The following is a 24,351-nucleotide window of genomic DNA, read 5'->3' as shown; positions in this document are numbered from 1 at the left end:
AAGGACATGCCTTTGTTCCACATATATAATGAGACATTGAGAGGGGCAAACAGAGATGAAAAAAGCTTATCGTCGATCCCAACTATGGTCAGTCGCACTTCTATCTATTAGTCTTATTGCAGCTGGCTGCAGTAACAGCAAGAGCAACAACGGGAATACGGAACCAGCGGCAGCAACCAATAATCCGGCCAAGACTGAGGAGCAGACCGATTCACCCGCTTTGGCAGATTTTAAGGGTTTGAACTTCAGCTGGTATATTCACTACGATTGGGCTGTACCAGATCCATGGGGTCAGGACCCGACCTCTCAATGGATTAAGGAACAAAAAGGCGTAAACGTGGAATATGTACAATCAGGCGGAGCGGCATCGCAAAAATTCAATACGATGATTGTATCGGGCCAGCTGCCGGACGTGATTACGCTTGATCGAAGCGCAGACCTTGAAAAGCTGGTTCAGGCAGGACAATTGGTTCCTATCAGTCAGTATGTAGATAAATACCCTAGTCTTAAAAAATGGGCTGGAGATAAAACGCTAGGCATGTTGAAATCCTCCGACGGCGAGCTCTATGGCTTCCCGAATTGGTACGGCGGGCAGAACGGCAATACCGGCTGGGCTGTAAACAAGGAAATTTACAAGGCTCTTGGATCGCCTAAGCTCGAGACTTATGAGGATCTAGAAGCTTACCTGCAGAAAGTGAAGGAAGCTTACCCTAACGTAGTTCCTTTAGAGACCGGCGAACTGTCAGGCGGAGGCATTTTGCAGGCGGGGAACCTAATCTATTCAGGCTATGGCGAGGGCAAGACGACATTTTTCCTTGACAGCTTAAAAGCATACCCGGAAAACAATCAATTGCAGTCCGTCTTCAAGGACCCTGCTTTGCTCGATTCATTAAAGGAATTAAACAATCTGTTTAATAAAAAATTGATTACGCAGGACGCATTCACCCAAAAAAGTGACCAGGTACAAGAAAAACTAAAAACAGGCCGCGTAGCTGTCGTAGGACTTAATAATATTTTCCAAGTTCAGGAAGGGCATGCTATCTTGGCTCAGACCAACAAAGACAATGGTTACGAAGTTATTGCGCCTCTCCATAATCAAGGGCTGGACGCATCCAAGATCACGCCCGCGAATTATTCCACGCTTGGATGGAACGTAAGTGTCATTACGAAGCATGCGAAGGATCCCGAGAAGATCTTCGCTTACATGGATTGGGCGACTTCGGAGGAAGGCCAGCAGTTATTGACATTTGGACCTAAGGGCTTGCTGTGGGATGAAGCGGACGCTGATGGCGTACCGATTCCGAATGAGAAAGCGAAAACGATCGCGCAAGCAGACAAAGACAAGCTGAAGATTGGTTCCGGCAACTACTTTGCCAACTCCAATCTGCGCCAAAACTTGATTAATCTGAATGATGAGCGTTACGTAGAGAAGGTGGAAGGTCAATTCGACGGAATCGCGGCCAACAAAGTGCTGAAGCCAAGCTCTTACGATACGACCGAGTTTGAGGGCATTCAGCCTATGCCGGACACGGATCTTGGCATCATCTATGGTCAAGTCAAAGACATCATGAAAGAAGCTTATGCACGTGCCGTGTTTGCTAAAAATAGCGACGAGGTAACTCAAATTATCAATAAAGCCCAAAGCGATGCGGATGCTGCCGGCTACGAGCAAGTACTGAAGTATATGACGGAGAAATGGCAAGAAAATCTCAAAAAGATTAACGGCTAATACGTTTATGAAGATGCTAAAATGGAGGGTATACTTGGGTATATCCTTCATTTTACTAGGATTCGAATTTGATAGGGTGATGAATCATGCATAATGTGTTAATCGTAGACGATCAGCAGCTTGAAATAACAGGATTACGCACCTTCATCCCTTGGGAAAAGCTTAACTTGCAGCTGGTTGCTGAGGCGAATGACGGGTTTACGGCGCTTGATTATATTGAGGAGCTCGCGCCCGATATTGTCATAACAGACATTAAGATGCCGATCATGTCAGGACTTGAGTTAGCCAGAAGAACAAAGCTGATTAAGCCTTCCATTATATTTATTTTTATAAGCGGTTACGAAGATTTCGAATATGCGAAGAAGGCGATACAATTCAGCGTGGAAGGCTATATTCTAAAGCCCATAAATTATAATGAATTGATTGAGACGCTTGGCAATGCGGTAACGAGAATCGAGAGGGAGAGAAATTTCGCTCAATTAAAGGATCAATGGGACGCTTCTCAGCATATTGTCAAAAACAATGCCGTCAAGCAGCTGCTGGAAGGCGAGTCCGACGCAGGTTATCTGAATGACGTGAAGCTGCGCTACCAAGCCGTGTACTGGAGAGCGGCGATACTCGAATTGGACGATGTCGATCGCAGGTTGAATTCGCTTGAACCGAATGAGAATCAGCAGCAGATAAAAAGTACGATGTCTTACCTGACAACCTATCTGCAACAGGAAAATGTTTTATACGCAGCGCTGGAAAACAAACGACTAGGAATAGTAATTCCGGAAACAAGCAGTCAGGAGACGATGCAGCGGCTAGAGCAGTTAATTGAAGATGCCCGTCGGCATTCCGCTTTCACCATTACGGTAGGACTGGGCAACTCCGTACCCGAATTGCATGAGCTCAGAAAATCATATGGGGAAGCCAATCAAGCGTTGGGACAAAAAATGTTCAACGGAAAAGGAAGAATACTGCCGTTTGCGTCCACTCAGTTAAATCTAGAATCGTCCCAGCAAATTCTAGGCTCGGCAGAAGAGCTGCTCTCCCAGCTTTTTTACGCGATACAGAACTATCAATTAGTAGACATTTATGATCTTCTTGAACAGCTCGGCAATCTGATCTTGAAGCTGGACAGCCGCAATTCCGTCTATCATTTCACGATATACGTATTCGGCAAAGTAAACGATTTCCTGAACGAGAAGAATGAAAATATATACGATCTGCTGCAATGGGATTTCCAGCATCTAGCCGTTATTTATCAATTCGAGACGGTGCAGGATCTTCGCGACTGGCTGCGGAGACAAATGTTTCAAGTATCCGAACTGCTGCATAACAAGCTGGCCAAACGGAATAAAAAGCTTATTGAAAAAGTAGAGCAACACGTATTGGAGCACTTGGAAGAAGGGGTTACGCTAAAGGATTTAGCCAAGCAATTCCTGTATTCGCCCAATCACTTGGGGCAAATGTTCAAGGAAGAAACCTCCATGCATTTCTCGGACTATATTCTGAACTTGAGGCTGGAGCGAGTGAAGCAATTATTGGATGATCCTACGATGAAAATTTATGATGCGGCGGACAGATTGGGCTTTAAGAACATGACCCATTTCTATCGGTTATTCAAAAAGAAATTCGGTGTATCGCCCGGGGACTATCGAAAGAAGGGGTAACCATGAGCTTCCGCAATAAATTAATTCTTGCCTTTTCTTCGCTAGTATTAATTACGATATTGGCCATTGGCAATTTCTCTTACAGAGTCTCCATCAATAGCTTAACGAAGCAAACCGAAGAAAACACGAATCTGGTGATCCAGCAGCTTCGCAGCAACCTGGAATTCAGAATCACGGATATACAGAAAGTTTCCGACTTCCTGTTCTGGGATACGAGAATACAAAAGGTGCTGAACACGCCGCAGACGCCGCTGACCGCCTGGGAACAATATACCCAGTATTTGCAGCCCAAGCTGGAGTCTGCTTTGCAGCTGTCCTCTCACACGGTTCATGTCACCTTATATATGAATAATGAGACCTTGCCCGAGGTTTATAATACAGACCGGCATTCTGATAAAAGCCGCAAGGAGTTTAGCATTTATTACAGCTCGCGGCTGAAGGATCGGCCATGGGATCATCAGGTCAAGCTGACACAGGATCATTCCAAGTGGGGGCAGTACTTCAATGACTCTGAGGAACAAGTTATTTCGGTCGTGCGTCTTATCGAAGATGTCTCGAGATTTCCTCTGGTTAATCTTGGGGTGCTCCGCATTCAAGTGCCGATTCATGAGTTATTTGATACGGATAATATAGAGAAGCCGGGTAACGATAGCGTTCTTATGATTCTCGACAGTACGGGGAAAGCCGTTTACAAGAGCGAGCCTGCAAGTAAGGGGAACATCCCTTTGTCCACCCTCGAGAGCAAACATGACTATATGAAAGTGGAAGAGGAGATTCCCGTTATGCAAGGGAAGATGATCCTGTATGTTCCCATGTATGAAATGCAAGCAGAGGCAAGAAAGCTCAAAATCGCCACGCTTGTGGCATGTATCGTTAGCATGATCGTTCTCCTTCTTATTGCGGCTTTTATATCGCAATATTTTTCCCGCAGGGTCACGAAAATCGTAAGCGCGATGGACAGCTTCCATCAAGGTAATTATCTGAAACGCATTCAGATCAAAGATAAAGACGAATTCGCCAAAATCTCAAATTCCTTCAACCAGATGGCCTCTACCATTAATCATCTGATTGAAGAGGTCTATGAGACCAAGCTTAGAAGCACCACGGCAGAATTATCAGCTCTGCAGGCGCAGATTAATCCTCATTTTCTCTATAACACTTTATCTGCAATTAGTACGTTAGGACAGCTGGGACAGCCTGAACGCATGCATCAGATGATCATTAAGCTAAGTCAGTTCTACCGGTTAACGTTGAATAATGGCAAGTCCTTAATTACCCTTGAAAAGGAACTTGAGCAGGTACAGTTATATATCGATATCCAGAGAATCAAGTATGACGACAAGTTCAGCGTCAATTATGATGTGGATCCCGTTCTTCTGCCTATGCAGTCCGTGAAATTGATTCTTCAGCCCTTTATTGAGAATTGTTTAGAGCATGCCTGGTACAAGAACAATCGCTTGAATCTGCGGATTACAGGCAGGCTGGAGAACGGAGTCATTCAGATAAAGGTCATTGACGACGGGATTGGAATGGACAGGATGACCATCGCCCAGTTATCTAGCCTGGGGGAAGAAGCGCTGGGCTATGGCATCCGAAACGTTGATGAACGCATTAAGCTTCAGTATGGATCAAAGTATGGAATATATGTCCATAGCTATTTGGGAATGGGAACAACGATCCTCATCCAGTTTCCTGCGGATGCAGAGACTACGCCGTCCCTCTAGGCAACAATTCTCCCTCGACAGTGAAAGATTCCATTGGCGATTTCAGCAGCAGCTGCTTCATCATATTCATCGCTAATGTGCCTAACATCTCTCGAGGATAATGGATGACCGTTAGCTTGGGATCCGTATGCTGCGTCATAAGAATGTCTTCCGAACCTATGATGGCCAGCTGTTCAGGTACTTTGATGCTGTTAGTCTTACAGGCGTCAACAACAGCTGCGGCCATGAGGTCATTAGAGCAAACAAGCGCGCTCATCGGCAAGTTAGAAGCGTTCTGCTCGATAAAATCATGGAACATTGGAGTTGCGGTCTCCACCTTGCCGCCTCCATCGAGGATAAGCTGTTCGGGCAAAGCGAGGCCTTCCAAACGGATGGCCTCTTGAAAAGCCCGCAGCCGGTGAAGGTGATAGCATCCTGACACCGTATCCGTCATATAAGCGATCCGATGATGGCCCTTATTCTTCAAGAAGAGGATGGCTTCCCGATATTGCTTCACCCAATCCAGATCAATGCAGGGTATCCCCCATTCCTGCAGCATGGGAGACTGAGTGACGGATAATACCGGCACATCTAATGCCTTCAGACGCTGGAAGGTCTCGTACTCGAGCTGCTGGCCTAATAATACGAGGCCATCTACTCTCCCTCGCAGGGCGGATATTAAGGGCTGCTCCAGATCAGGCGTATAGGTTTGGAAAAATACTAAATAGCCCTCTTGACGCGCAGCCGCTTCCAAGCGCAATAAGATGCCTGCTTCAAAGGGGTTGCCAAGGTAATTCACAAACACGGCTAGTTGCTGCGTCCGTTGGGTTTTCAAGCTTCGCGCTAATAGGTTAGGTTCATATTTCAGCTCTTGCATAGCGGCAAGAACGCGATTTCTTGTTTCTTCCTTGACGTTGTTTTTACCGTTGAGCACATAAGATACGACAGCTACTGATACGCCAGCAAGCTGCGCGACGTCTTTACGACTTACCATGTTATTGCATGCCTCCGTTTTGAAATCTACTCGTGTAAATCATACAGAAAAAGCGCTTGGCAAGCAATCACATGCAATGCTACAATGAGTTCGATTTTTAATTTACTCGAGTAAATAATAATGAAATAAAGGAGAGTTTCATAATGAAATATATTCAACAATCATACGATGTCGTGGTGTGCGGCGGAGGACTCGCGGGTTTTTGCGCTGCTGTCGCAGCCGCCCGAAGCGGAGCAAGCACTTGCCTTATCCAAGATAGACCCGTATTCGGGGGCAACAGTTCCTCTGAAGTTCGCGTTACTCCCCATGGAGCAGCCAACTTTCATGCTTACGCCAGAGAGACTGGCATTATCTCCGAGCTGTTGATTGAGGAGCGAGCAGTCAATCATGAGAAAATTCGCGAGAATGGATGGACCAACAGCGTATGGGACATGGTGATGTACGATATGGCGGTAAGGACGCCTAACCTGACGTTTCATTTGAATACCTCCGTCACAAGCGTACAGCTGGATGGCGATAAGATTCGTTCCGTGCGGGCGGTAATCGCAAACGCGGAGACCGAGCTTGAGATTGGGGGCAGTATCTTCATCGATAGTACGGGCGATGGCATCGTGGCAGATCTGGCCGGCTGCGAATGGCGCTGGGGATCAGAAGGACAAGAGGAGTTCGGTGAGCCTCATGCTCCGCTTCAAGCAAGTTCCAATACGATGGGCAATTCCATTCATTTCCGAGCCAAGGATATGGGACGGCCCGTTCCCTTTAAAGCGCCTTCCTGGGCGGTAAAGCATGAGGATCCGGATTACTTCTACAAGCAAGGCCGTACTTTCTACGATACGGAATCCGGTTACTGGTGGATCGAGATTGGAATACCCTGGAATACCATCTATGACAATGAAACCATTCGGCATGAGCTTACCAGACACACGCTTGGCATATGGGATTGGATGAAGAATCACGATCCCGTGCTGAGGGAGCAGACTGCGAATCTGGCACTGGATTGGATTGGCCAAGTTCCGGGGAAACGGGAGAGCAGGCGAATCTTAGGGCGATATTTCATGACGGAGCATGATATTCAGAATCGAACGGTATTCCAAGACGAGATCGCTTACGGAGGATGGTTCGTGGATCTCCATACACCGGGCGGACTTCTTGCAGAGACGGCAGAGCCCGCAAGTGCCGAAGGCTACAGCGAGACAACGGAGTATGCCCAGAAGAGCTATTGCGGCCCTTATGGCATACCGCTGCGTATCATGCTGTCCAAGGATATGCGTAATCTTATGATGGCTGGACGTAACGTTAGCGTAACCCATGCTGCGCTTGGAACCGTCCGTGTTATGTCGACGACGGCCCTCATGGGGCAAGCGGCAGGAACAAGCGCGGCCTACGCGATCAATCAGCAGGTGGAGCTAGCAGAACTCACGGGCTCGAAAGTACAAGATATACAGCAGAGACTGCTTCGCGACGGCTGCTTCCTCCCTAACTATAAGAATGAAGACGACCATGATCTGGCTAGGGAAGCGGCCATTCAAGTCAGTTCATCGGCTGTGGCTTATGGCGTTGGTCCAGAAAGCCGCGATTATACGAATGGGTTCCGTTCCAGCAAGCTCCAGGAGCAAAGAAAGCAGCAGAACGAGCCGCTCACCCATATGCGCGGACAATGGATTGCGATAGAGGATGGCTGTATCGATACGATATCCGTCTGTTTGAGCAACACATCAGGCATTCCGCAGCGAGTACAAGCAAGTATAGTTCCCGTTGACCATATTTGGGACTATCGGGCGGAGACGGGCGACGTTTATGCCGAAGCCGAATTGACCGTGCCGGTTGGAGTTAAGCAATGGGTGGAATGGAAGGTGAACTGGCGTCAGGCTTCCGCTAAGCCGGGATATGTCAGGTTGCAACTGGGTGCTAATTCGGCTGTTGAGTGGCATACTGCCGGAACCGTTATTCCCGGTCATGTCTCCGCCTATGACATGGGAGCAGGCAAGATGCGCCGCTACTTATCCGATGGGGGCACGCTTAGCTACCGGATCACGCCGGCCCAGGCCTGCTTTGGAGGAGAAAATCTCGTTAGCGGCGTTGCTCGTCCACATCAATATACGAATCTTTGGTTATCGGATCCAACGGATCCCGTTCCGCCATTTATTCAGTTGAGCTGGAGCCAGCAGCAAACCATTCAGGAGGTTCAGCTCGTCTTCCCCGGACACTTATTCCAAGAATATCACAAGTATGAGCCATTCTATCAGGATCCCCAGTGTCCGAAGGAATATGTCATTGAAGCGTTCCTGGATGATGCTTGGACGACGCTCGTACATGTGGAAGATAACTATCAACGGCTCTCGAGACATACTCTGGAGCAACCGATTGTCACTAACCAACTTCGTATTGTTATATTGGCTACGAATGGGGACTCTTCTGCGGGAGTATACGAAGTGCGCTGCTATTAAGCTAATTAATGGAGGATTTATTGATGATAGATTTAGACAAAAGCTTTAAGACAGAAGAGTTTCTCCTTGGCGTGTGTTACTATCCAGAACACTGGGAACGGTCGATGTGGGAGGAAGACTTTAGAAGAATGAAAGAACTGGGATTTAATGTGGTGCGCATGGCCGAGACGGCATGGAATATACTCGAGCCTGAAGAGGGCGCGTATTGCTTTGAATTATTCGATGAAGCGATATCCCTCTGCCAGAAATATGATCTGAAGGTCATTATGGGCACGCCAACCTATGCGCCGCCTGCTTGGTTAACCTCTAAATATCCCGAAGTGCTGCGCCGTACGTTCGACGGGGTGGTCATGCAGCACGGTTCAAGAAGGCATTATAACTATACATCGAAGATTTATCATGAGCTGTCCCGAAAAATCGTGCTTGCCTTGGCCCAGCATTATAAGGATTGCCCAAGCGTCATTGGCTGGCAAATCGATAACGAGTTGAATTGCCATATGGACGTAAGTTTTGCCGATTCCGATCATCATGCCTTCCGGGACTGGTGCAAGACCAAATACGAAACTTTGGATGCGCTCAATCAGGCGTGGGGAACGGCATTCTGGGCGCAAACGTATAGCGATTGGGAGCAGGTGTTTTTGCCGCGGCCAACGCCAACTTACCATAACACGGGATTATTGCTTGATTTTTATCGCTTCACGTCCGATGTGACCATTGCATTCGCCAGAAAACAATACGATATACTCAAAGCACATGCGCCGCATCAGTTTGTTACCCATAATGGATTGTTCCAGAACATAGATAACTATGCTTTAACCGAGCAAGCGGTTGATTTCATGTCTTATGATTCCTACCCCGCTTTCCAGTTGAGCCGTAAAGATCTGCCTTCGCATTTCCGCGATCGGATGCATGGCAGGAATTTAAGCCGGGTTCGCGGGCTTTCATCCAAATTCATGATTTTAGAACAACAGGCCGGTCCTGGGGGACAGTCGGGTAACGTGCTTAATCAATACGACTTTGGGGATTATTTGCAGCCAACTCCAAAGCCGGGACAAATGCGTCTATGGGCTTGGCAATCGATCGCGCACGGTGCGGATGGTTTGCTGTTCTTCCGGTGGAGGACGTGTACGGTAGGCGCGGAGTCCTTATGGCATGGACTCAACCATTACGGGAATCAACCGCATAGAAGGCTTGAAGAAGCGGGGCGGCTCGCCGATGAGATTGCGGCTGTCGGCAAGCTTATGTTGCGCAGCAAATGCGCTGCGTCAGCTGCGATTCTATATGACTACGATAATGACAGCAATAGTAAAATCGAAGGTTATATCGGTTCTGAGGAATGGAAGAGCGAAGAGGGGATCTACCAGTCTCTGACGGAGCGGCATCTATTAACGGATATGCTGCCCATGCAGCGAAGCTGTAAGCTTGCGGAGCTGCAAAATTACAAAGTTTTGTTTTATCCAAATGCCCAGCTGTTAGAAAGCGATGATGTTCATTACCTGACCCAGTATGTAGAGCAAGGCGGGATTTTGGTCTTGGGGCCAAGAAGCGGGTATAAGGATCGGTCGAACCGCTGCTATATGATGCCTTTTCCCGGAGTTGTCAAAGACTTGTGCGGCATTGAAGTCATCGACTTTACGATGGTTAAGGGACATGAGGATTCGTATATGAAGTTTGCAGAGTCTGATGAGATTGTCACAGCTCCCGTCTTTAATGAAGTATTGCAGGTTGATTCGCCTACAGCGGAAGTAATTGCGCGCTACAGGACAGATTATTACAAAGACAGACCTGCCGTGGTCCGCCATAAGGTAGGAAAAGGCGAAGTCATTTATTGCGGGATGTTCTTTACGAAGGAGAATACAGATCAGCTATTGGATCTACTCCATCTTACGGATCCGGCGGAAGCTTGGGTATATGCTCCGGCTGAAGTAGAAGTCGTGACTAGGAGCCATCCCGACGGGGAAATTGTTATTTTCCTGAATTATACGTGCAGTTCGCAAGAAATCGTCTTTAAAGAGTTTGTTCAAGATTGTATAACTCAGAATAAACTAGCAGGTAAAATCGAGATAGGACCTTATGGCGTTGTAGTTGTTCAGAGGCTGCAGCAGAGAGTGTTCACTTCATAATATGGATAAAGGGGCCGTCTCAAAAGGTGATCGCTCACTGTAAAGATGGCTCGCATAGGTAAATAGAAACGTTTTTTAATAAAATATCGCTGCAGAGGGCTCATACCTTGCAGCGATATTTTTGCTCTTGCTGCTTTCTTCAGCAAGTTATGGGCAAGCGAAAGCCACCCGACCTCCAGGCTAACGGCTAACCACATAAACATGATGTTTTCGCGTACCGCTCTGGCGATTTGGCGAGAGGAGTAGATGCGCTGTGTGTACGCATAGATAACGACTTTCATGAGCATTTTGGGGTGGTAGCTGTCCCGGCCACCTCCGGGAGAAAGCTTCATATCTAAGCGATTGACCGCATCGTTGATGACGCGTAAGAGATGATTTTCGGGGATATCTTCTTGCAAGTCCATTGGCAAGGACAGTTGATCCATGGTATATTCTTTGCACATAAAGAAGCCTCTCTTTACTTAAACTGGTTGGGTGGTACCTCCAGTTTCACAAGGGTCGGCTTCTTTTTGTTTGAGCATTTTATGAAAAGGTTAAGGGTAGACGGAGCATTAAATGATTCTGGAGAAGCGACAGCGTTCGCTTTTGTGAAGGGATGCCAACCATACCTCGTTGATTCCAAGGAATCCCTGAGCAATGGCGATCGGAAGAACATTTAATGCGCAGGCTGCTGTTTAGCCCAAATACAAACAAAGGGGTGTCCCATCGTCATTTACATGACTTATGGGACACCCCCTTTTACTGATCGGGCTTTTTGTGCTGCATGGCTTTCGAGGGGCTATAGCCCCGTTCCTTCTTGAACTGCTTGCTGAAATAATAGATGTTGGGATACCCAAGCGCGTCAGCAACCTCGCTAACCGTCATTCCGTTCTGGCTCAAAAGGAGCTCCGCGCGTTCAATCTTCTTCTCAATAATGTAGCTTTCAATCGTTTGTCCCATCGTTTCTTTGAACTTCGCGGAGAAGTAGCGCGGGGATAAGAATGCTTGCTTGGCAAGGTCTGCTATGCTGCCGGCTTGGGCGGGATTCTCGCGGATCGAAGCGGCAATCTTCGTCATTGTCTCGATATGCGGGTTCCGATAACGCGGCACTGCTTGCTCGAGAGATAGATATTCTCTTTCATATTGAATGAGCAGCAGCCGCAGGAGCATCTCCGCTTCTTCCGCGGAGCGATGCGCTCGGAACGACATCACATGAACATACCTGTCCAGGTAAGCCTCGAAGGCAAACGAAGAGATAAAATCGCAGTGGGAAGGGAGGGAGGTTAAGAAACGGTGAGCGTTCTCCGTCTCGAAATGCATATAGGTAACGAGTAGGGGCTGGTCGGGATTATGCCAAGCTTCCACGCGGTCGCCGGGCCGGAACAAATAACATTGATGGCGCTCGACTTTTCTCTCTTCTCCGTTCAGGACGAGCCGTCCTTCCCCTCTCCATACGTACCATAGATCGTAATCGTTGAACGGAATATCGCTTCGGTTCCACTTCCACGTACGTTCGCAGGCCATTTTCCCATATGATTCTCCCAACTTGAACGTAGGTATCGACTCCATCTCCTAACCAGCTCCTTTCTATATTGGATTCGTCAAATTGTATAAATCGTTTATTGAAATATGACATTTGGATTGTTCGCCATTTACTATACCATTGAAAATAGAAAGCGACAAATTTGATAAATGGTGGTGCATGGGATGAAGAGAAAAACAGACTCTTTAACGCCTCAGGAAATATCGGAACGGCTGTATCGGTATGACAGCATTTCCAAGACTTATTCGAGCCTTGATGTACTGGGGGAAGAAGAATGGAAGGAGTACAAAGAAGCCGGCTACTTAGCCGTTGATAGCGTGTTAGGGCAACAGGAAGTGGAGAATGCAATCGAAGCGCTGATGTCCATGATATTCTCAGATACGAAAGGCGCGGCGATTCAGTTCAGCAAACCTTCAAGCGAGCTGAAGTCTAATGAAGAGAGAGAACTAGCCGTGCGCAAAGTGCATCAATTTGTGGAATGCGATGATCGGCTCAGGCATGTGGCTTATCATCCGGCTATCTTGCGCGCGGTTGAAGCGATTCTGGGGGATAAGCCTAGGCTCGTGCAGGATATGGCTTTGCTGAAGCCGCCGCATGGCGGAGGAGAAAAGCCTTGGCATCAGGATATGGCGTACGGAAATCTTGCTTACAATAAACCGGTAGTCGGAGTGTGGATCGCGCTAGACGAAGCTACGCTTGACAACGGATGCATGCACGTGCTGCCAGGTTCGCACGCCGACGGGGCAACTCCGCATTACGCCGTACGCGATTGGCAGCTATGCGATACGCATGTTGCGGTAGAGAAGGACGTGGCGGTTCCGCTGCAGTCGGGGGGCCTTCTGTTCTTCCACGGCCTGCTGAAGCATGGAACGCCGTATAATTTGTCGCCCAAGCGGCGTCGCGCTTTGCAATTCCATTATGTCGCCGAGTCCGCAGAGAAACTTAGTCCTCAAGAATATAAGCGGACGTTCACAAACGAGATGTCCGGCGCGGAGTGTTGATTCCCTTCCAGCGTAGATTAATGGAACGATCACGAAGAAAAGCGGATTATTTCCGAAGATCGCATAAGCTTTATCATTCAGACAATCGTATGATCAACTTGTAAGCTAATCCAATCTAAGGAACGGGGTTAACAGGTTATGAATGCGAACAGCAATCAACAGGCGGGCATTGAAACAAAACGAACAGCAGGCTGTACAGGCGGGAGCAGCAAACTTAGAACATCTAGTCCCATGCCTTCAAGACCCCGCCCATGTTCAAACGTTAATTGCATGAAACCATGCTCATTCGCCGCAAAGTAAAAGGATAAGCGTCCAACGGGCGACAAGTGAAGGGCTTATGATAAAAGCATTTAGAACATACCAAAAAAGCCCCGGCATGGGGCTTTTTTGTGTTACAGAAAATGGATATACGGGACAATTGCCGTTTTGTCCGAAACCAAACCTAATATAGTGATAGGAATCTAAAGATCTTTGATTTTAAAAAAAATGCAATCATGTAAAAATATGAACGGAAGAAGAGTTTGGTCAGCAAAAATTGACAACGCTTCCAAGGGGATGTATAAAGCGCCAAACGAGTAAATGAGCCATAGGAGGTGCGAGACAGCAAACCTGTTACTCATGTAATTATTATGCTAATAGATTCACAGCCATTAAGAGGAGGAAACAAGGAATGATGAAGAAACAAAGAATCAGAAAAATGACTTCATGCATCTTAGCGCTTACACTCATGGTTTCGTTTATAAGCATCGGTTTTCAGCAATTTAACGGCAAGGTAGCCGCGGCCGGGGCAATTTCCCAGAATCATACTTTTGAAACGACAGACCCGAATTTTGGTTCCTTTCAAACGGATGCCGAAATAACGCCGGTTCCGTCCATGTTTGCTACGGAAGCTTCTTTCTCCAAGAAAATCGTAAGCGACGATAGCGGGAACCGGTCACTGGAAGTAACCGTTCCGAAGGACGCGCAAGGCAAGACGCGGTTCTACTATGGGGCCAACGCAGGCTTGCAAGCAACGGGCAACCGGTTCTCATTTGAAGGCTCCCTTACATTCAGCAACCAAGCCAAAGAATTCCGTCTGAATGTTATTCCGGGGGACTGGAAGCAAAATCTTCCGATTGCCAAATTTCTGCCAAGCGGAGATATTCAAGTCAAATCGGGCACTGAAGCGCAATCGACTTATGTGAAGCGAGGCACCTGGTCGGCAAACACGACATATAAGGTGAAGCTTGATCTCTATAACGATATTAATAAATACGATTTGTTCATAACGGACGCGTCCGGGACAACAACGATGCTTGCCAGCGGCGAGCCGCTGATGAATTACGATAACCACGGGTTTCTGACAACGGGTGTCGTCTACTACAATATCGAAGCGGTTGGTACCGCGTCTGAGACCGATACCACCGTACGTTACGATAATATCAAGCTTTCATACTCCGATGATGCAAGAGATGCCTATATCCCGGCATCTGATACCAACTTGTTGAGAACTACAACGTTCGAAACGACGGATACGGATTCCGCTATTGCGGGAACGGCTACCGGATCGGTTATCAAAACCAATATTCTGGACGGGAAATCGCCATCCGTAATGAAGATTGTCGAGGACGGCGGCAGCAGATGGGTGGACGTAACGACAACCCAAGACGAACCGGGGGATATCGGCTTCCCGGTATTCGAATCATGGGGAGCGGATACAAAGCACAGCAGCTATACGCTAGAAGCGGACTTCAAGCTGAAGGATGCCAACGCCGATTATTATTTAAGATTAATTGACGGTTCTTGGGGCGTGAAGAGCAATAACCTGCTTATTGCTAGAAACGGCAAAATTTATGCACGTTCCTCGGCTACGGGTAACGGCGCGTTGGCGGCTAGAGGAACTTGGGAAGTAGATAAGGCCTTCTCGCTTAAAATGGTCGTGCATGTTGACTCGCTGAGTTATGATCTATATTTTGTTCAGAACGGGGTTACGGCCAAGCTTGTAAACAATGAGCCTATACAAAACTCCAATTTGTTCAAAACCAACGGATTAGCAGCATGGATGCTTAATGTAGATGCGGGCACGCATAGCAAATCCACGATCCTGGTCGACAATATTAAAGTATCCGTATCCGATGCAGCGGGAACGGCTCCAATTGTAAATGCCTCCCCAGGGTCCTTGATTGACTCTGCTCCCGTAATCGGCGTTCCGGTCAATTATTATGTCAGCCCTACGGGTAGCGATTCTAATGACGGCAAATCCGTGAATACTCCGTTCCAGACCATTCAAAAGGCAGCGAATCTTACCGCGCCTGGCGATACGGTGTATTTAATGGATGGTACCTTTACGTACAGCGGCGGCAACCGGATGGTCACCATTACGAAATCCGGTGCTCTCAATACGGCAACCAATCAGCCTGCTTATATTACTTACAAAGCGGCGCCTGGCGCTCATCCCGTCCTATTCTCCGATAACGCATGGGATGTCATTCTCATTCAGGCTAGTTATATCGTTATCGACGGCATTGAGATCAAAGGGAATAACAAGAATCTGACGCTGGCGGACGGCGAAGCAGCCTATAATTACTGGTACGAGCAGACGACGGCGGGCTTGCCGGTCAATTATGGCGATCCTAGGTTTACCAAAGCCAATACGAACGGGATCAACATTAACAGCGGAACCAATCTGGACAACGGCTTGCCGCCTAACCATCATATTACGATCAAAAACAGCATTGTTCATGATCTCCCAGCCGGAGGCATAGGTTCAGCGAATGTGGATTACATCACGATCGAGAATAACCTTGTTTACAATAACGCGTGGTACACGATGTATGCCTGCAGCGGCATCAGCGTTCTGGGTGGGGTAGATGTCGACAGTCAGCTAGGTTATAAGAGCATTATCCGCAACAACGTTGTCCATGATAACCAAACGAACGTGAAATGGAATCAGACAAAGGGCTACTCCGACGGCAACGGCATCATTATCGACTATAACAAAAATACCGGGGCGAAATTCCCGGCGTACAAAGGGAAAACCTTGGTGGAGAACAATATTTCCTACAATAACGGAGGATCAGGCATCCATTCGTTCAACTCCGCCAACGTAGACATTATGAATAACACGCTTTACAACAATAACCAAAATCCTCATTTGACTTATGCGCAGCTGTTCGCGAGCAGCTCGGAGAACGTTAATATTTTCAATAATATTGTCTACTCGAGAGATTTGCGTGCGGGCGAAACCAAGTATGCCATGAATAATGCAAGCGGCAGCGAATTTGTCATTTATGCCAACAACATCTATTACAACGGCGGGACACCGTCGGTTATGGGAATTAACGATGTGGTAGCGGATCCTAAATTCGAATCGCTTGATCCGAAGGATCCCGGGTTCCTCCATGTGAAGTCGGATTCTCCTGCTATCGATAGAGGAACTAGAACGCTGGCGCCTGCAGTGGATATTGCGCAAGCAGCCCGTCCGCAAGGAGCGAAGATTGACATCGGGGCTTACGAAACGAATTATACTAGCGCAAACCCTATTGGCAATGACGTGACGGATATCGATGCCATAAGACAGTCAATGATTTTCGTGCCGGAGAATGGCCAAGCGATTTACGGTACTCCCGTTATTGACGGGACGATGGACGATCTATGGGAGGAAGCTCCTATTATCAACGTCAACAAATATATCGATAATTCCACGGCTCCGGTAACTTCGGGCGCTACTTCCAAAGTACGCGTGTTATGGGATGAAGATAATCTGTACGTCCTTTCGGAGGTAGCGGATCCCGTGCTCAGCAAGAAAAACGCAAATCCATGGGAACAAGACTCCGTTGAAGTATTCCTGGATGAGAATAACGCCAAAACAACCTCTCATCAGGACGATGACAGACAATATCGCATTAACTACGACAACGAGAAGACGGTAGGAGCAAAAGGCAACGTCTCGGAATTTACTAGCGCAACTTCAAAGACGTCAACCGGATATATCGTGGAAGTCAAAATTCCGTTCAAGACCATCAAAGGAGCAGCAGGGACAACAATCGGTTTTGATTCCCAGGTTAATGACGACAACGGCGTAGGTTCAAGAACAGCAACAGCCATCTGGAGCGATAACCAAGGCAACGGCTATTCCAGCACGGCAAGATGGGGCAATGTAACGCTGCTCGCACAAGCTTCCCATGCTGTCGTAACCGCTGTTCAGCCAGTCAACGTTACAACCAAAGCGGGAACCGCGCCTTCTCTGCCTTCTACCGTAACGGTCGTCTATGATAACGACGCGACTTCCACTGCAAACGTAACATGGGATGCCGTTCAGCCTGAAAGCTATGCGGAAGCTGGCAGCTTCACCGTAAACGGCGTTGTGGAAGGGACTGCGATTAAAGCGCTAGCTAATGTAACCGTACAGCCGAAAGCCGTTGAATATGCAATTACAATTGGTGCTGAACAAAGCGGCGGCGCCGGCAAGACAAGAACCGTTACAATTACGGGCGAGAAATCAAGTGAGCTTGCAGGCAAATATCTGATTGTCCAGTTTACGGAAGGAACAGGCGTTAATGCGCATGTGTCTGTTGTCATGATCGCGGCTACTAGCCAAGCAACAGCAATCTCTTATGCCAAAGCAGGGACAAAAGTAGACGCGTGGCTGGCTAGCGGAATGCCTGCTCTTGCGGATTCCAATCTGGGAGTTAACGTATACGCCCATTCATCAACGTCGAATTAGACAAGCTAAGAAGGGAGGAAAAAAGGGCACATGACAAAGAAAACGATCTCGCTCGTAATGGTTGCTATCCTAAGTTTGGCTTTGTTTCCATTGTCGGTATTTGCTAGCAGCGCGATTACAAGCGCTGGGTATGCTGACGGAGTAATCACTGTTCAAGGAACGGGCTTCAATGCCGGAACGGCCTACTTAGTCAGAGTTGTAGATACCGAGAATAACAGCGTGCAGGCGCTAGAGCAAACCGTTGCAAGTTCGGAAGGTAAAATTGAGGTTCATATTACGACTGGGGTTATGTCCAATGTCGAACATTACCTGGTCCATATTAACGATTTAAGCGGTGCTCTCGCAGCCAGCAAGGAAGTTACAGCCGTGACTGTCACGCCGGGTACACCGGATCCCGTTACGCCGACTACTCCTGCTGGTCCCGCGGGAACGATAAAAGTTGCGGTATCCGCAGATAGCAACGGCGTAGCCACGGCAACCGTAACAGATAGCCAGCTTATGCAGGCTGTCGCTGGAGCCGAAGGAACAACAGGGGGCAGCAAGTCTGCTCCCGTCATCATTGAGCTGCAAGCAGACGCAAACGCAAATCGCCTATCCCTCGAATTGTCTGCCGCATCTCTCTTGGCTCTAGCGAATAGCAAGATTGAGACGGTGACTGTCAAGGCCGGCGGCGTTGTCTTGAACTTGAATAAAAAAGCTATTGAGGCAATCAAAAGCTCGCTCACCGGCGCAAATGCTTCCGGCAAGGTGCATATTTCCATCTCCAAGTTAGATGCGAAATCCGAGCTTTCCAAGTATTCGGCACAAGCACAGCAAAGCCTGAAGGACAAGATTGGAGACAGACCGCTGTACAGCTTCGAAATTATGGCAGGCAATCAAACCGTCTCTGATTTTAAAGGCGGCACTGTAGCGCTGGAGTTGTCCTATTCCGCGCATGCCGGTGAGAATCCGCATGCGATTGTCGTTTACTATGTAGACAAGAATGGGAATTTGAATGCGCTTGCCAATAGCCATTACAATCCGACTGCGCAAACGGTAAGCTTCAGGACGAAGCATTTTTCAACCTATGCCGTTGGTTATAGCGAAAAACAATTCTCGGATGTATCTGACGATGCGTGGTATAACGATGCGGTAGCCTTTGCCGCGGCAAGAGGGATTACTAAAGGGATCAGCAATACTCAATTCGGGCCTGACCTTAAGATAACCCGAGGAGATTTTCTGGTTATGCTGATGAGAACATACGGCATTGAAGCTGACGCTAGCACAACAACTAATTTCGCTGATGCGGGCAACACCTATTACACGGCTTATTTGGGAACGGCCAAACAATTAGGCCTTGTGACGGGAATGGGCAACAATCTCTTCGTACCGGAAGCCAGCATCAGCAGGCAGGATATGGTCGTCATGATTTACAATGTGCTGGATAAGATGGGCGAGCTGCCGTCGGCACTTACAGGCGGCAAAACGATCAACGATTATAAAGATAGCACTGAGATCGCAGCTTATGCGTCTAAAGCGGTGAAGGTGTTTGCGGAAGCTGGCTTTATAGCGGGAAGCAATGGGGAATTAATGCCGCAGGGCTTCTCCACAAGAGCGGAAACCGCGCAAATCTTATACAACATCATGACAAACGGAACGGTTAACCAATAGCAATAGAGGAGGATGTAATCGTGACGGTAAAAAGATACGATCTCGTTTTGCTCAAATGGCTTTTGATTGCAAGCTGCTTATGGATGTTAGGTTTGTATATGCCTGCCAAAGCGCATGCGGCATCGCCCGTTACTTACTATGTGAGCGTTGACGGAAACGACAATAATACGGGCTTGGGGCCAGAGCCAAGCAAAGCGCTCCGGTATATCCAAACCGCTGCCAACAAGACGAATCCCGGGGATACGGTATACGTCATGAACGGCACCTACTGGGATAACGGGAACCCGATCTTAACGATTACCCGTTCCGGAACGGCCAATGCTTATATTACTTACAAGGCTTATCCGGGTCACACTCCCGTTCTGCGCGTCAGCCAAGGCGCATGGCATCATATTCTAGTAAAGGGAGCTTCCTATATTAACATCGAAGGCTTCGAGATTTACGGGTGGAGCGAGAACTTATCGAATACGGAAGCGTTATCCTACGAGAATACGAATACGCTTGGGAACATCGGCAAATTCAATACGAACGGCATCAGCATCGTGAAGAATGCGGATGTAAGCCCAACGGTGTATTCCTCGCACATCAACGTTCTGAACAACAAGGTGCATCATACGCCAGGCCAAGGGATTGGGGCGGAAGAAGCCGATTATATCAATTACACGGGCAATACGGTGTATAACAACTGTTGGTTTACGGCTTGGGCGCAAAGCGGCCTCAATATTTTCCACTCCCGGAATACGGACACCAGCACGGGATACAAAAATTTCGTGTCCGGCAATTTGGTGTATGGCAATCAGACCAACTACAAATGGCAGAATCACGGCGTGTATTCCGATGGCAACGGCATTATTGTCGACGATAATAAAAACTCGCAAATTAGCGGGACGCCTTATACCGGAAAAACGATTGTGGAAAACAACATCTCCTATATGAACGGCGGAGCAGGGATTAATATTTTCAGTTCGCAAAATGTGTATGTCAATAACAATACGACTTATGCGAACTCTCAGAGCACGCATCTCGATTATGGAGAAATCATCGGGAATTATTCGAGCAATGTCTATGTCGTGAATAATATTTTGTACGCGAACGGAGAGACGGTAAGCAAAGCGAATGATTCCAGCGGCAACCCGATCGCATCGGTCTATTACAACAGCAATATCTTCTATAACGGCACTGTTCTCAAAACAGGCACGGGAAATGTAACGACAGATCCGTTGTTCAACAATCTAGCGTCGAGAGATTTTCATTTGAAAGCCAATTCGCCGGCTATTAACAGCGGGGATAACGGGTTTAAGGCAGCGCTGGACTTTGACGGCATCAGCCGTCCCGTTGGAGGAACGGTGGACCGGGGAGCTTACGAATATCATTAAGATGTTAAGGTTTGCTGCTGTCTGTTAGCGAGTCTAATCTTCAAAGGGCTGTCCCTCATTTAACGGGGACAGCCCTTTCTGCTGCATGCCATCTTGACACTGAGAACAATTATCAATATGATGTGTGGGAGATAGCTACGATAATTAAGGTAACGGAGAGCGGGAAAGGTTATGAAACAACAAACGTTGACGGTATCGGGTTACCGCGAGGCGATATCCAGTTATACATATAAAGATGAAGGAATGGAAGGCCACGCATGGGCGTTGGACTTGAGGGAAGGGATGACGTTATGCATTAGCGATCTGACCTTCAGCGAGACGATGCGATTGGAAGGCGAACCGTCCGATAAAGATTGGTTTGAACTTAGCTATTGTCTCATGGGCGGTATTTCCAATGAGGTATTTGGCTATTACGAAAAGGCGGATGAGCGGGACAATCATTCTTTCTTGCTGCTCTCAAGGCAAGCGGAAGGACGCTCCGAGGTTATCCGCGGGAAACGGTCGGTTAAGGTTGAATTGCTGCTTGATCCGAATATTTGGGCTAGCCGCATTTATCACTTCTGGCATTGTTCAACGGATAAGGAATTATTCCGCATGCTTGATGATAAGCCGTTTCATGTGAAAGAAGCAGCGACACCTCCATTAGTAAATACTATCGTGAGGCAAATTGCGATGTGCCCTTTTGATAAGGGAATCGACCGTTATTTTTATCTGGAAGGCAAAGCCATGGAGCTGCTGTCGCTCGCGTCCGGACAATGGAGCGGCGAGAACAAGCAGACCGCTTTTTCAAACCGGGCAAGTCAATTAATCGGCCGCAGCAAAACGAAATCCGCCATTCGCGAAGCGAGCGAACTTTTGGTGAACCGTCTCGAGAATCCTCCTTCCCTGGCAGAGCTTGCAAAGCTTGTCTCGGTTAGCGATTGGACGCTGAAGGAAGGTTTCCGGGAGATGTTTGGTACAACGGTCTTCGGTTATCTGCGGCAAGCCCGAATGGATGCGGGACGGCGTTATTTGGAGCAGGGCATGAACGTCAATGAAGCTTCCAATGCGGTCGGATACAGCAACCCGAGCCATTTCGCGGCCGAGTTTCGCAGGAGATTCGGTATTAATCCCAGCTTGTTGAAATGAAGACGACGGCCGCCTAATAGAGCGGCTTTTTTAATTTGCTATCATCTGCTTAGGCAAGACCTCCGTTTACGGGTTGAATTCCTCCTTATACAGGTAGAAAAGGGTTGTTTTCTTGTGTATAATTTCAAATTATTGATAATCATTATCACTGAATGGACGAGAGAGGAAGTTTATAATGAAAGCAAATTTTGTAGGGCTTATGCTTTGCATAGTAATGGCGTTATCCGGCTGCGGAACGAGCGATACCAACAACTCCCGGGGAGCTGTTGCTGAAGTCACGACGAATGCTGATGCGAACGCCTTCCCCGTCACCGTGATGGGGGCGGACGGCGAAGTGACAATTAAAAAGGAACCGAAGCGCGTTGTTTCGGTATTCTATGAAGACAACGTGATTGCGCTTGGAGGAGCGCTTGTCGGCTCCGGTACGGTGGCGAACGATGATGACGGATACTTCGACTATCTTGCCGATAAGATGCAAGGTGTACAGCAGATTGGCACGTACCCTTACAATATTGAGAAGATTATCGCCCTTCAACCGGACCTCGTCATAATGGCGGGTAAAGTGTTCGATGAGGAACAGTATAAAAAGCTTAGCACGATTTCTCCCGTCATTCAGATCGATTTCCAGACGATGACATGGGAAGAAGTCCACTTGCTTATAGGCAAGGCACTGGGGAAAGAGGCTGCTGCCCGCGCTTATATCGAAGAGTACAAGACGAAGGAAGCGGCATTAAAGGCAGAGCTGCAGAAAACAATGGCGGGCAAGGAAGTCGCGTACATAACGCCGGACGGAAAGGAGAAGTTCTCGCTGTGGGGCAGGACGGATAAGGGAGATGTTGGACCTATTTTGTACGACCGATTCGGCTTGACTGCGGCACCGGGCGTGCCGGACACATACGAGAGCATCTCTCTGGAAGGTCTTGTGAAGATTGATCCGGAAGTACTGCTTATCAGCAAAAGCTATTTTCCAGAAGATTTCAAGAACATGGCTACCTGGAAAAACCTTCGCGCCGTCAAGAACAATCAAGTCTATGAATTGGATAAGGATTTCCGCATAAAAGCCTATTATCCTCTTGGCATGATGGATAATCTTAACCAAGTTGAACAGTTGCTCGCACCATAACGGGATACCGCATTTATCTCTATTTCACTTATCGAATAAAGGGAAGCTCCATGTCATTTAATGATTATGGAGCTTCCCTTTTATTTGGGTTAAACGGCAGACATTGCTATATGTCGCGGTGCAGGATTCGAGGACATAAATGCTTCAATCTCTGCTTTGCTTGGAATGCTATCTTGAGCCCCTAACTTAGTAACGGTTAATGCTGCAGCCGCAGACGCGAAATTTACTCCTTCACTGAAAGACAAGCCATTCGACCATGCAGCTGCAAAAGCGCCGATAAAGGTATCGCCGGCAGCAGTCGTATCAACGGGCAGAACAGAATATGCCTCGACGCGGGTAATTCGCTTATGCTGATCAGCATATAACAGCCCTTTGCTTCCCATCGTTAAGATGACACGGCGAATACCGTCAATAAGAAGTTGGGAAATAGCTTGAACAGCATCATTTTCGTTCGAAATAGACATTGCCGTCAGAATTTCCGCTTCCGTTTCATTAAGAATTAAAGTATGAATAGACGTAAACAAGTCACTTGGCATGGCAAATGCAGGTGCCGGATTCATCCATACCGGAATGCCGCATTTATCCGCGGTTTGAATAACCGTGCGGGTCAACTCCCATGGAATTTCATTCTGCAGTAAAATCAATGCGGCGTCATTCCACATTTCAGCAGGTAGGTCTTGCGAGGATAAATGTTTGTTTGCTCCGGAAGAAAGCACAATATAATTCTCTCCCTCGCTGTTTACCGTAATAAATGCTAAACCGGATTGTCCGCTTTTTGAAATGACGAAGTCTTGTCCTACGCCCTTATCCTGTAAGGATTGGAGCAATGTTGCTTTGAAAGCATCATTGCCGACTGCTCCAACCATTTGGACTTTGGAACAAGCCATAGCTGCTGCTACGGCCTGATTGGCTCCTTTCCCGCCCGGGTGGTAATGGGTGTGTTGACCCTCGATCGTTTGGCCAGGAAGGGGGAAATGGTCTAGTGTATTTACGACGTCCATATTTATGCTGCCTACAACATAGATAGATTTCATGTTTAACCGTCCCTCTCGCATTGTTATCCTGGCCATTATAAAACTTGAATCTTTCCATTGATACGCTCTTTCATGAATACACAAGAAATGAGAATAAGGCGCATGTTTTGGGAAGAAATGAAGTCTATTCTCCAATAGAATGAAAGTAAGAGATGAAT

The 24,351-nt window shown here is 47.7% G+C and carries 14 protein-coding genes and 1 pseudogene; 11 read left to right on the top strand and 4 right to left on the bottom strand.

What is annotated here, in order from left to right; translation table 11 throughout:
- The first annotated feature begins 55 nt into the window (after positions 1-55).
- The 3 genes from QQK89_RS06630 to QQK89_RS06620 all read left to right on the top strand — a co-directional run bounded on the left by QQK89_RS06630 (position 56) and on the right by QQK89_RS06620 (position 5,111).
- Positions 56-1,729, top strand: a complete 1,674-nt coding sequence (locus QQK89_RS06630; protein ID WP_284237706.1) for an extracellular solute-binding protein — start codon at positions 56-58, stop codon at positions 1,727-1,729.
- Between the two features lie 86 nt (positions 1,730-1,815).
- Positions 1,816-3,387 (top strand): response regulator, encoded by a 1,572-nt coding sequence (locus tag QQK89_RS06625; RefSeq protein ID WP_284237705.1) that lies wholly within the window; start codon positions 1,816-1,818, stop codon positions 3,385-3,387.
- Positions 3,388-3,389: 2 nt separating this feature from the next.
- Complete coding sequence (locus QQK89_RS06620) at positions 3,390-5,111, top strand: cache domain-containing sensor histidine kinase (protein ID WP_284237704.1); 1,722 nt, start codon at positions 3,390-3,392, stop codon at positions 5,109-5,111.
- On the opposite strand, the gene QQK89_RS06615 is transcribed toward QQK89_RS06620, so the two are convergent.
- Positions 5,095-6,084, bottom strand: a complete 990-nt coding sequence (locus QQK89_RS06615) for a LacI family DNA-binding transcriptional regulator (RefSeq protein WP_284237703.1) — start codon at positions 6,082-6,084, stop codon at positions 5,095-5,097. The genes QQK89_RS06620 and QQK89_RS06615 overlap by 17 nt on opposite strands.
- A 143-nt stretch (positions 6,085-6,227) precedes the next feature.
- Here QQK89_RS06615 and QQK89_RS06610 point away from each other — a divergent pair, with 143 nt between their 5' ends.
- A complete protein-coding gene (locus tag QQK89_RS06610; RefSeq protein ID WP_284237702.1) occupies positions 6,228-8,531 on the top strand; it encodes an FAD-dependent oxidoreductase in 2,304 nt (767 codons plus the stop codon).
- 23 nt (positions 8,532-8,554) lie between these two features.
- On the top strand, positions 8,555-10,654 hold the full coding sequence (locus tag QQK89_RS06605; protein ID WP_284237701.1) for a beta-galactosidase: 2,100 nt from the start codon (positions 8,555-8,557) through the stop codon (positions 10,652-10,654).
- A 185-nt stretch (positions 10,655-10,839) separates the two neighbouring features.
- On the opposite strand, the pseudogene QQK89_RS29710 reads toward QQK89_RS06605, so the two are convergent.
- Together QQK89_RS29710 and QQK89_RS06595 are read right to left on the bottom strand one after the other, a co-directional pair.
- Positions 10,840-11,097: pseudogene (locus QQK89_RS29710) on the bottom strand (transposase); the annotation flags it as partial.
- A 295-nt stretch (positions 11,098-11,392) separates the two neighbouring features.
- Entirely contained in the window at positions 11,393-12,202 is an 810-nt protein-coding gene (locus QQK89_RS06595) for a helix-turn-helix domain-containing protein (protein ID WP_284237699.1), read from the bottom strand.
- 138 nt (positions 12,203-12,340) lie between these two features.
- Between QQK89_RS06595 and QQK89_RS06590 the strand changes: the two genes are divergently transcribed.
- The 6 genes from QQK89_RS06590 (at position 12,341) to QQK89_RS06565 (ending at position 23,159) form a co-directional block, all read left to right on the top strand.
- Positions 12,341-13,177, top strand: a complete 837-nt coding sequence (locus tag QQK89_RS06590; RefSeq protein WP_284237698.1) for a phytanoyl-CoA dioxygenase family protein — start codon at positions 12,341-12,343, stop codon at positions 13,175-13,177.
- A 670-nt stretch (positions 13,178-13,847) separates the two neighbouring features.
- Entirely contained in the window at positions 13,848-17,882 is a 4,035-nt protein-coding gene (locus QQK89_RS06585) for a sugar-binding protein (protein ID WP_284237697.1), read from the top strand.
- A gap of 30 nt (positions 17,883-17,912) precedes the next feature.
- Complete coding sequence (locus tag QQK89_RS06580; RefSeq protein ID WP_284237696.1) at positions 17,913-19,532, top strand: S-layer homology domain-containing protein; 1,620 nt, start codon at positions 17,913-17,915, stop codon at positions 19,530-19,532.
- A gap of 20 nt (positions 19,533-19,552) precedes the next feature.
- On the top strand, positions 19,553-20,908 hold the full coding sequence (locus tag QQK89_RS06575) for a choice-of-anchor Q domain-containing protein (RefSeq protein WP_284237695.1): 1,356 nt from the start codon (positions 19,553-19,555) through the stop codon (positions 20,906-20,908).
- A gap of 171 nt (positions 20,909-21,079) precedes the next feature.
- A complete protein-coding gene (locus QQK89_RS06570) occupies positions 21,080-22,036 on the top strand; it encodes a helix-turn-helix transcriptional regulator (RefSeq protein WP_284237694.1) in 957 nt (318 codons plus the stop codon).
- Between the two features lie 175 nt (positions 22,037-22,211).
- The gene (locus QQK89_RS06565; protein ID WP_284237693.1) at positions 22,212-23,159 is read left to right on the top strand and encodes an ABC transporter substrate-binding protein; all 948 of its coding nucleotides are present in this window, start codon (positions 22,212-22,214) and stop codon (positions 23,157-23,159) included.
- Between the two features lie 89 nt (positions 23,160-23,248).
- Here the strand turns inward: QQK89_RS06565 and rbsK are convergent, their stop codons facing one another.
- Positions 23,249-24,193, bottom strand: coding sequence for a ribokinase (gene rbsK / locus QQK89_RS06560; protein WP_284237692.1), 945 nt, complete (start codon positions 24,191-24,193; stop codon positions 23,249-23,251).
- Positions 24,194-24,351 lie beyond the last annotated feature (158 nt).

Source organism: Paenibacillus glycanilyticus (genome assembly GCF_030161375.1).
In the GTDB taxonomy this organism is placed as follows: Bacteria; Bacillota; Bacilli; order Paenibacillales; family Paenibacillaceae; genus Pristimantibacillus; species Pristimantibacillus glycanilyticus_B.
The sequence above is the reverse complement of the archived record's forward strand: the minus strand, read 5'-3'. Positions and strand labels throughout refer to the sequence as shown.

Coding starts and splice junctions, on each gene's coding strand:
- QQK89_RS06630 (WP_284237706.1), top strand. CDS start 56: ATGAAAAAAGCTTATCGTCGATCCCAACTATGGTCAGTCGCACTTCTA.
- QQK89_RS06625 (WP_284237705.1), top strand. CDS start 1,816: ATGCATAATGTGTTAATCGTAGACGATCAGCAGCTTGAAATAACAGGA.
- QQK89_RS06620 (WP_284237704.1), top strand. CDS start 3,390: ATGAGCTTCCGCAATAAATTAATTCTTGCCTTTTCTTCGCTAGTATTA.
- QQK89_RS06615 (WP_284237703.1), bottom strand. CDS start 6,084: ATGGTAAGTCGTAAAGACGTCGCGCAGCTTGCTGGCGTATCAGTAGCT.
- QQK89_RS06610 (WP_284237702.1), top strand. CDS start 6,228: ATGAAATATATTCAACAATCATACGATGTCGTGGTGTGCGGCGGAGGA.
- QQK89_RS06605 (WP_284237701.1), top strand. CDS start 8,555: ATGATAGATTTAGACAAAAGCTTTAAGACAGAAGAGTTTCTCCTTGGC.
- QQK89_RS06595 (WP_284237699.1), bottom strand. CDS start 12,202: ATGGAGTCGATACCTACGTTCAAGTTGGGAGAATCATATGGGAAAATG.
- QQK89_RS06590 (WP_284237698.1), top strand. CDS start 12,341: ATGAAGAGAAAAACAGACTCTTTAACGCCTCAGGAAATATCGGAACGG.
- QQK89_RS06585 (WP_284237697.1), top strand. CDS start 13,848: ATGATGAAGAAACAAAGAATCAGAAAAATGACTTCATGCATCTTAGCG.
- QQK89_RS06580 (WP_284237696.1), top strand. CDS start 17,913: ATGACAAAGAAAACGATCTCGCTCGTAATGGTTGCTATCCTAAGTTTG.
- QQK89_RS06570 (WP_284237694.1), top strand. CDS start 21,080: ATGAAACAACAAACGTTGACGGTATCGGGTTACCGCGAGGCGATATCC.
- QQK89_RS06565 (WP_284237693.1), top strand. CDS start 22,212: ATGAAAGCAAATTTTGTAGGGCTTATGCTTTGCATAGTAATGGCGTTA.
- rbsK (WP_284237692.1), bottom strand. CDS start 24,193: ATGAAATCTATCTATGTTGTAGGCAGCATAAATATGGACGTCGTAAAT.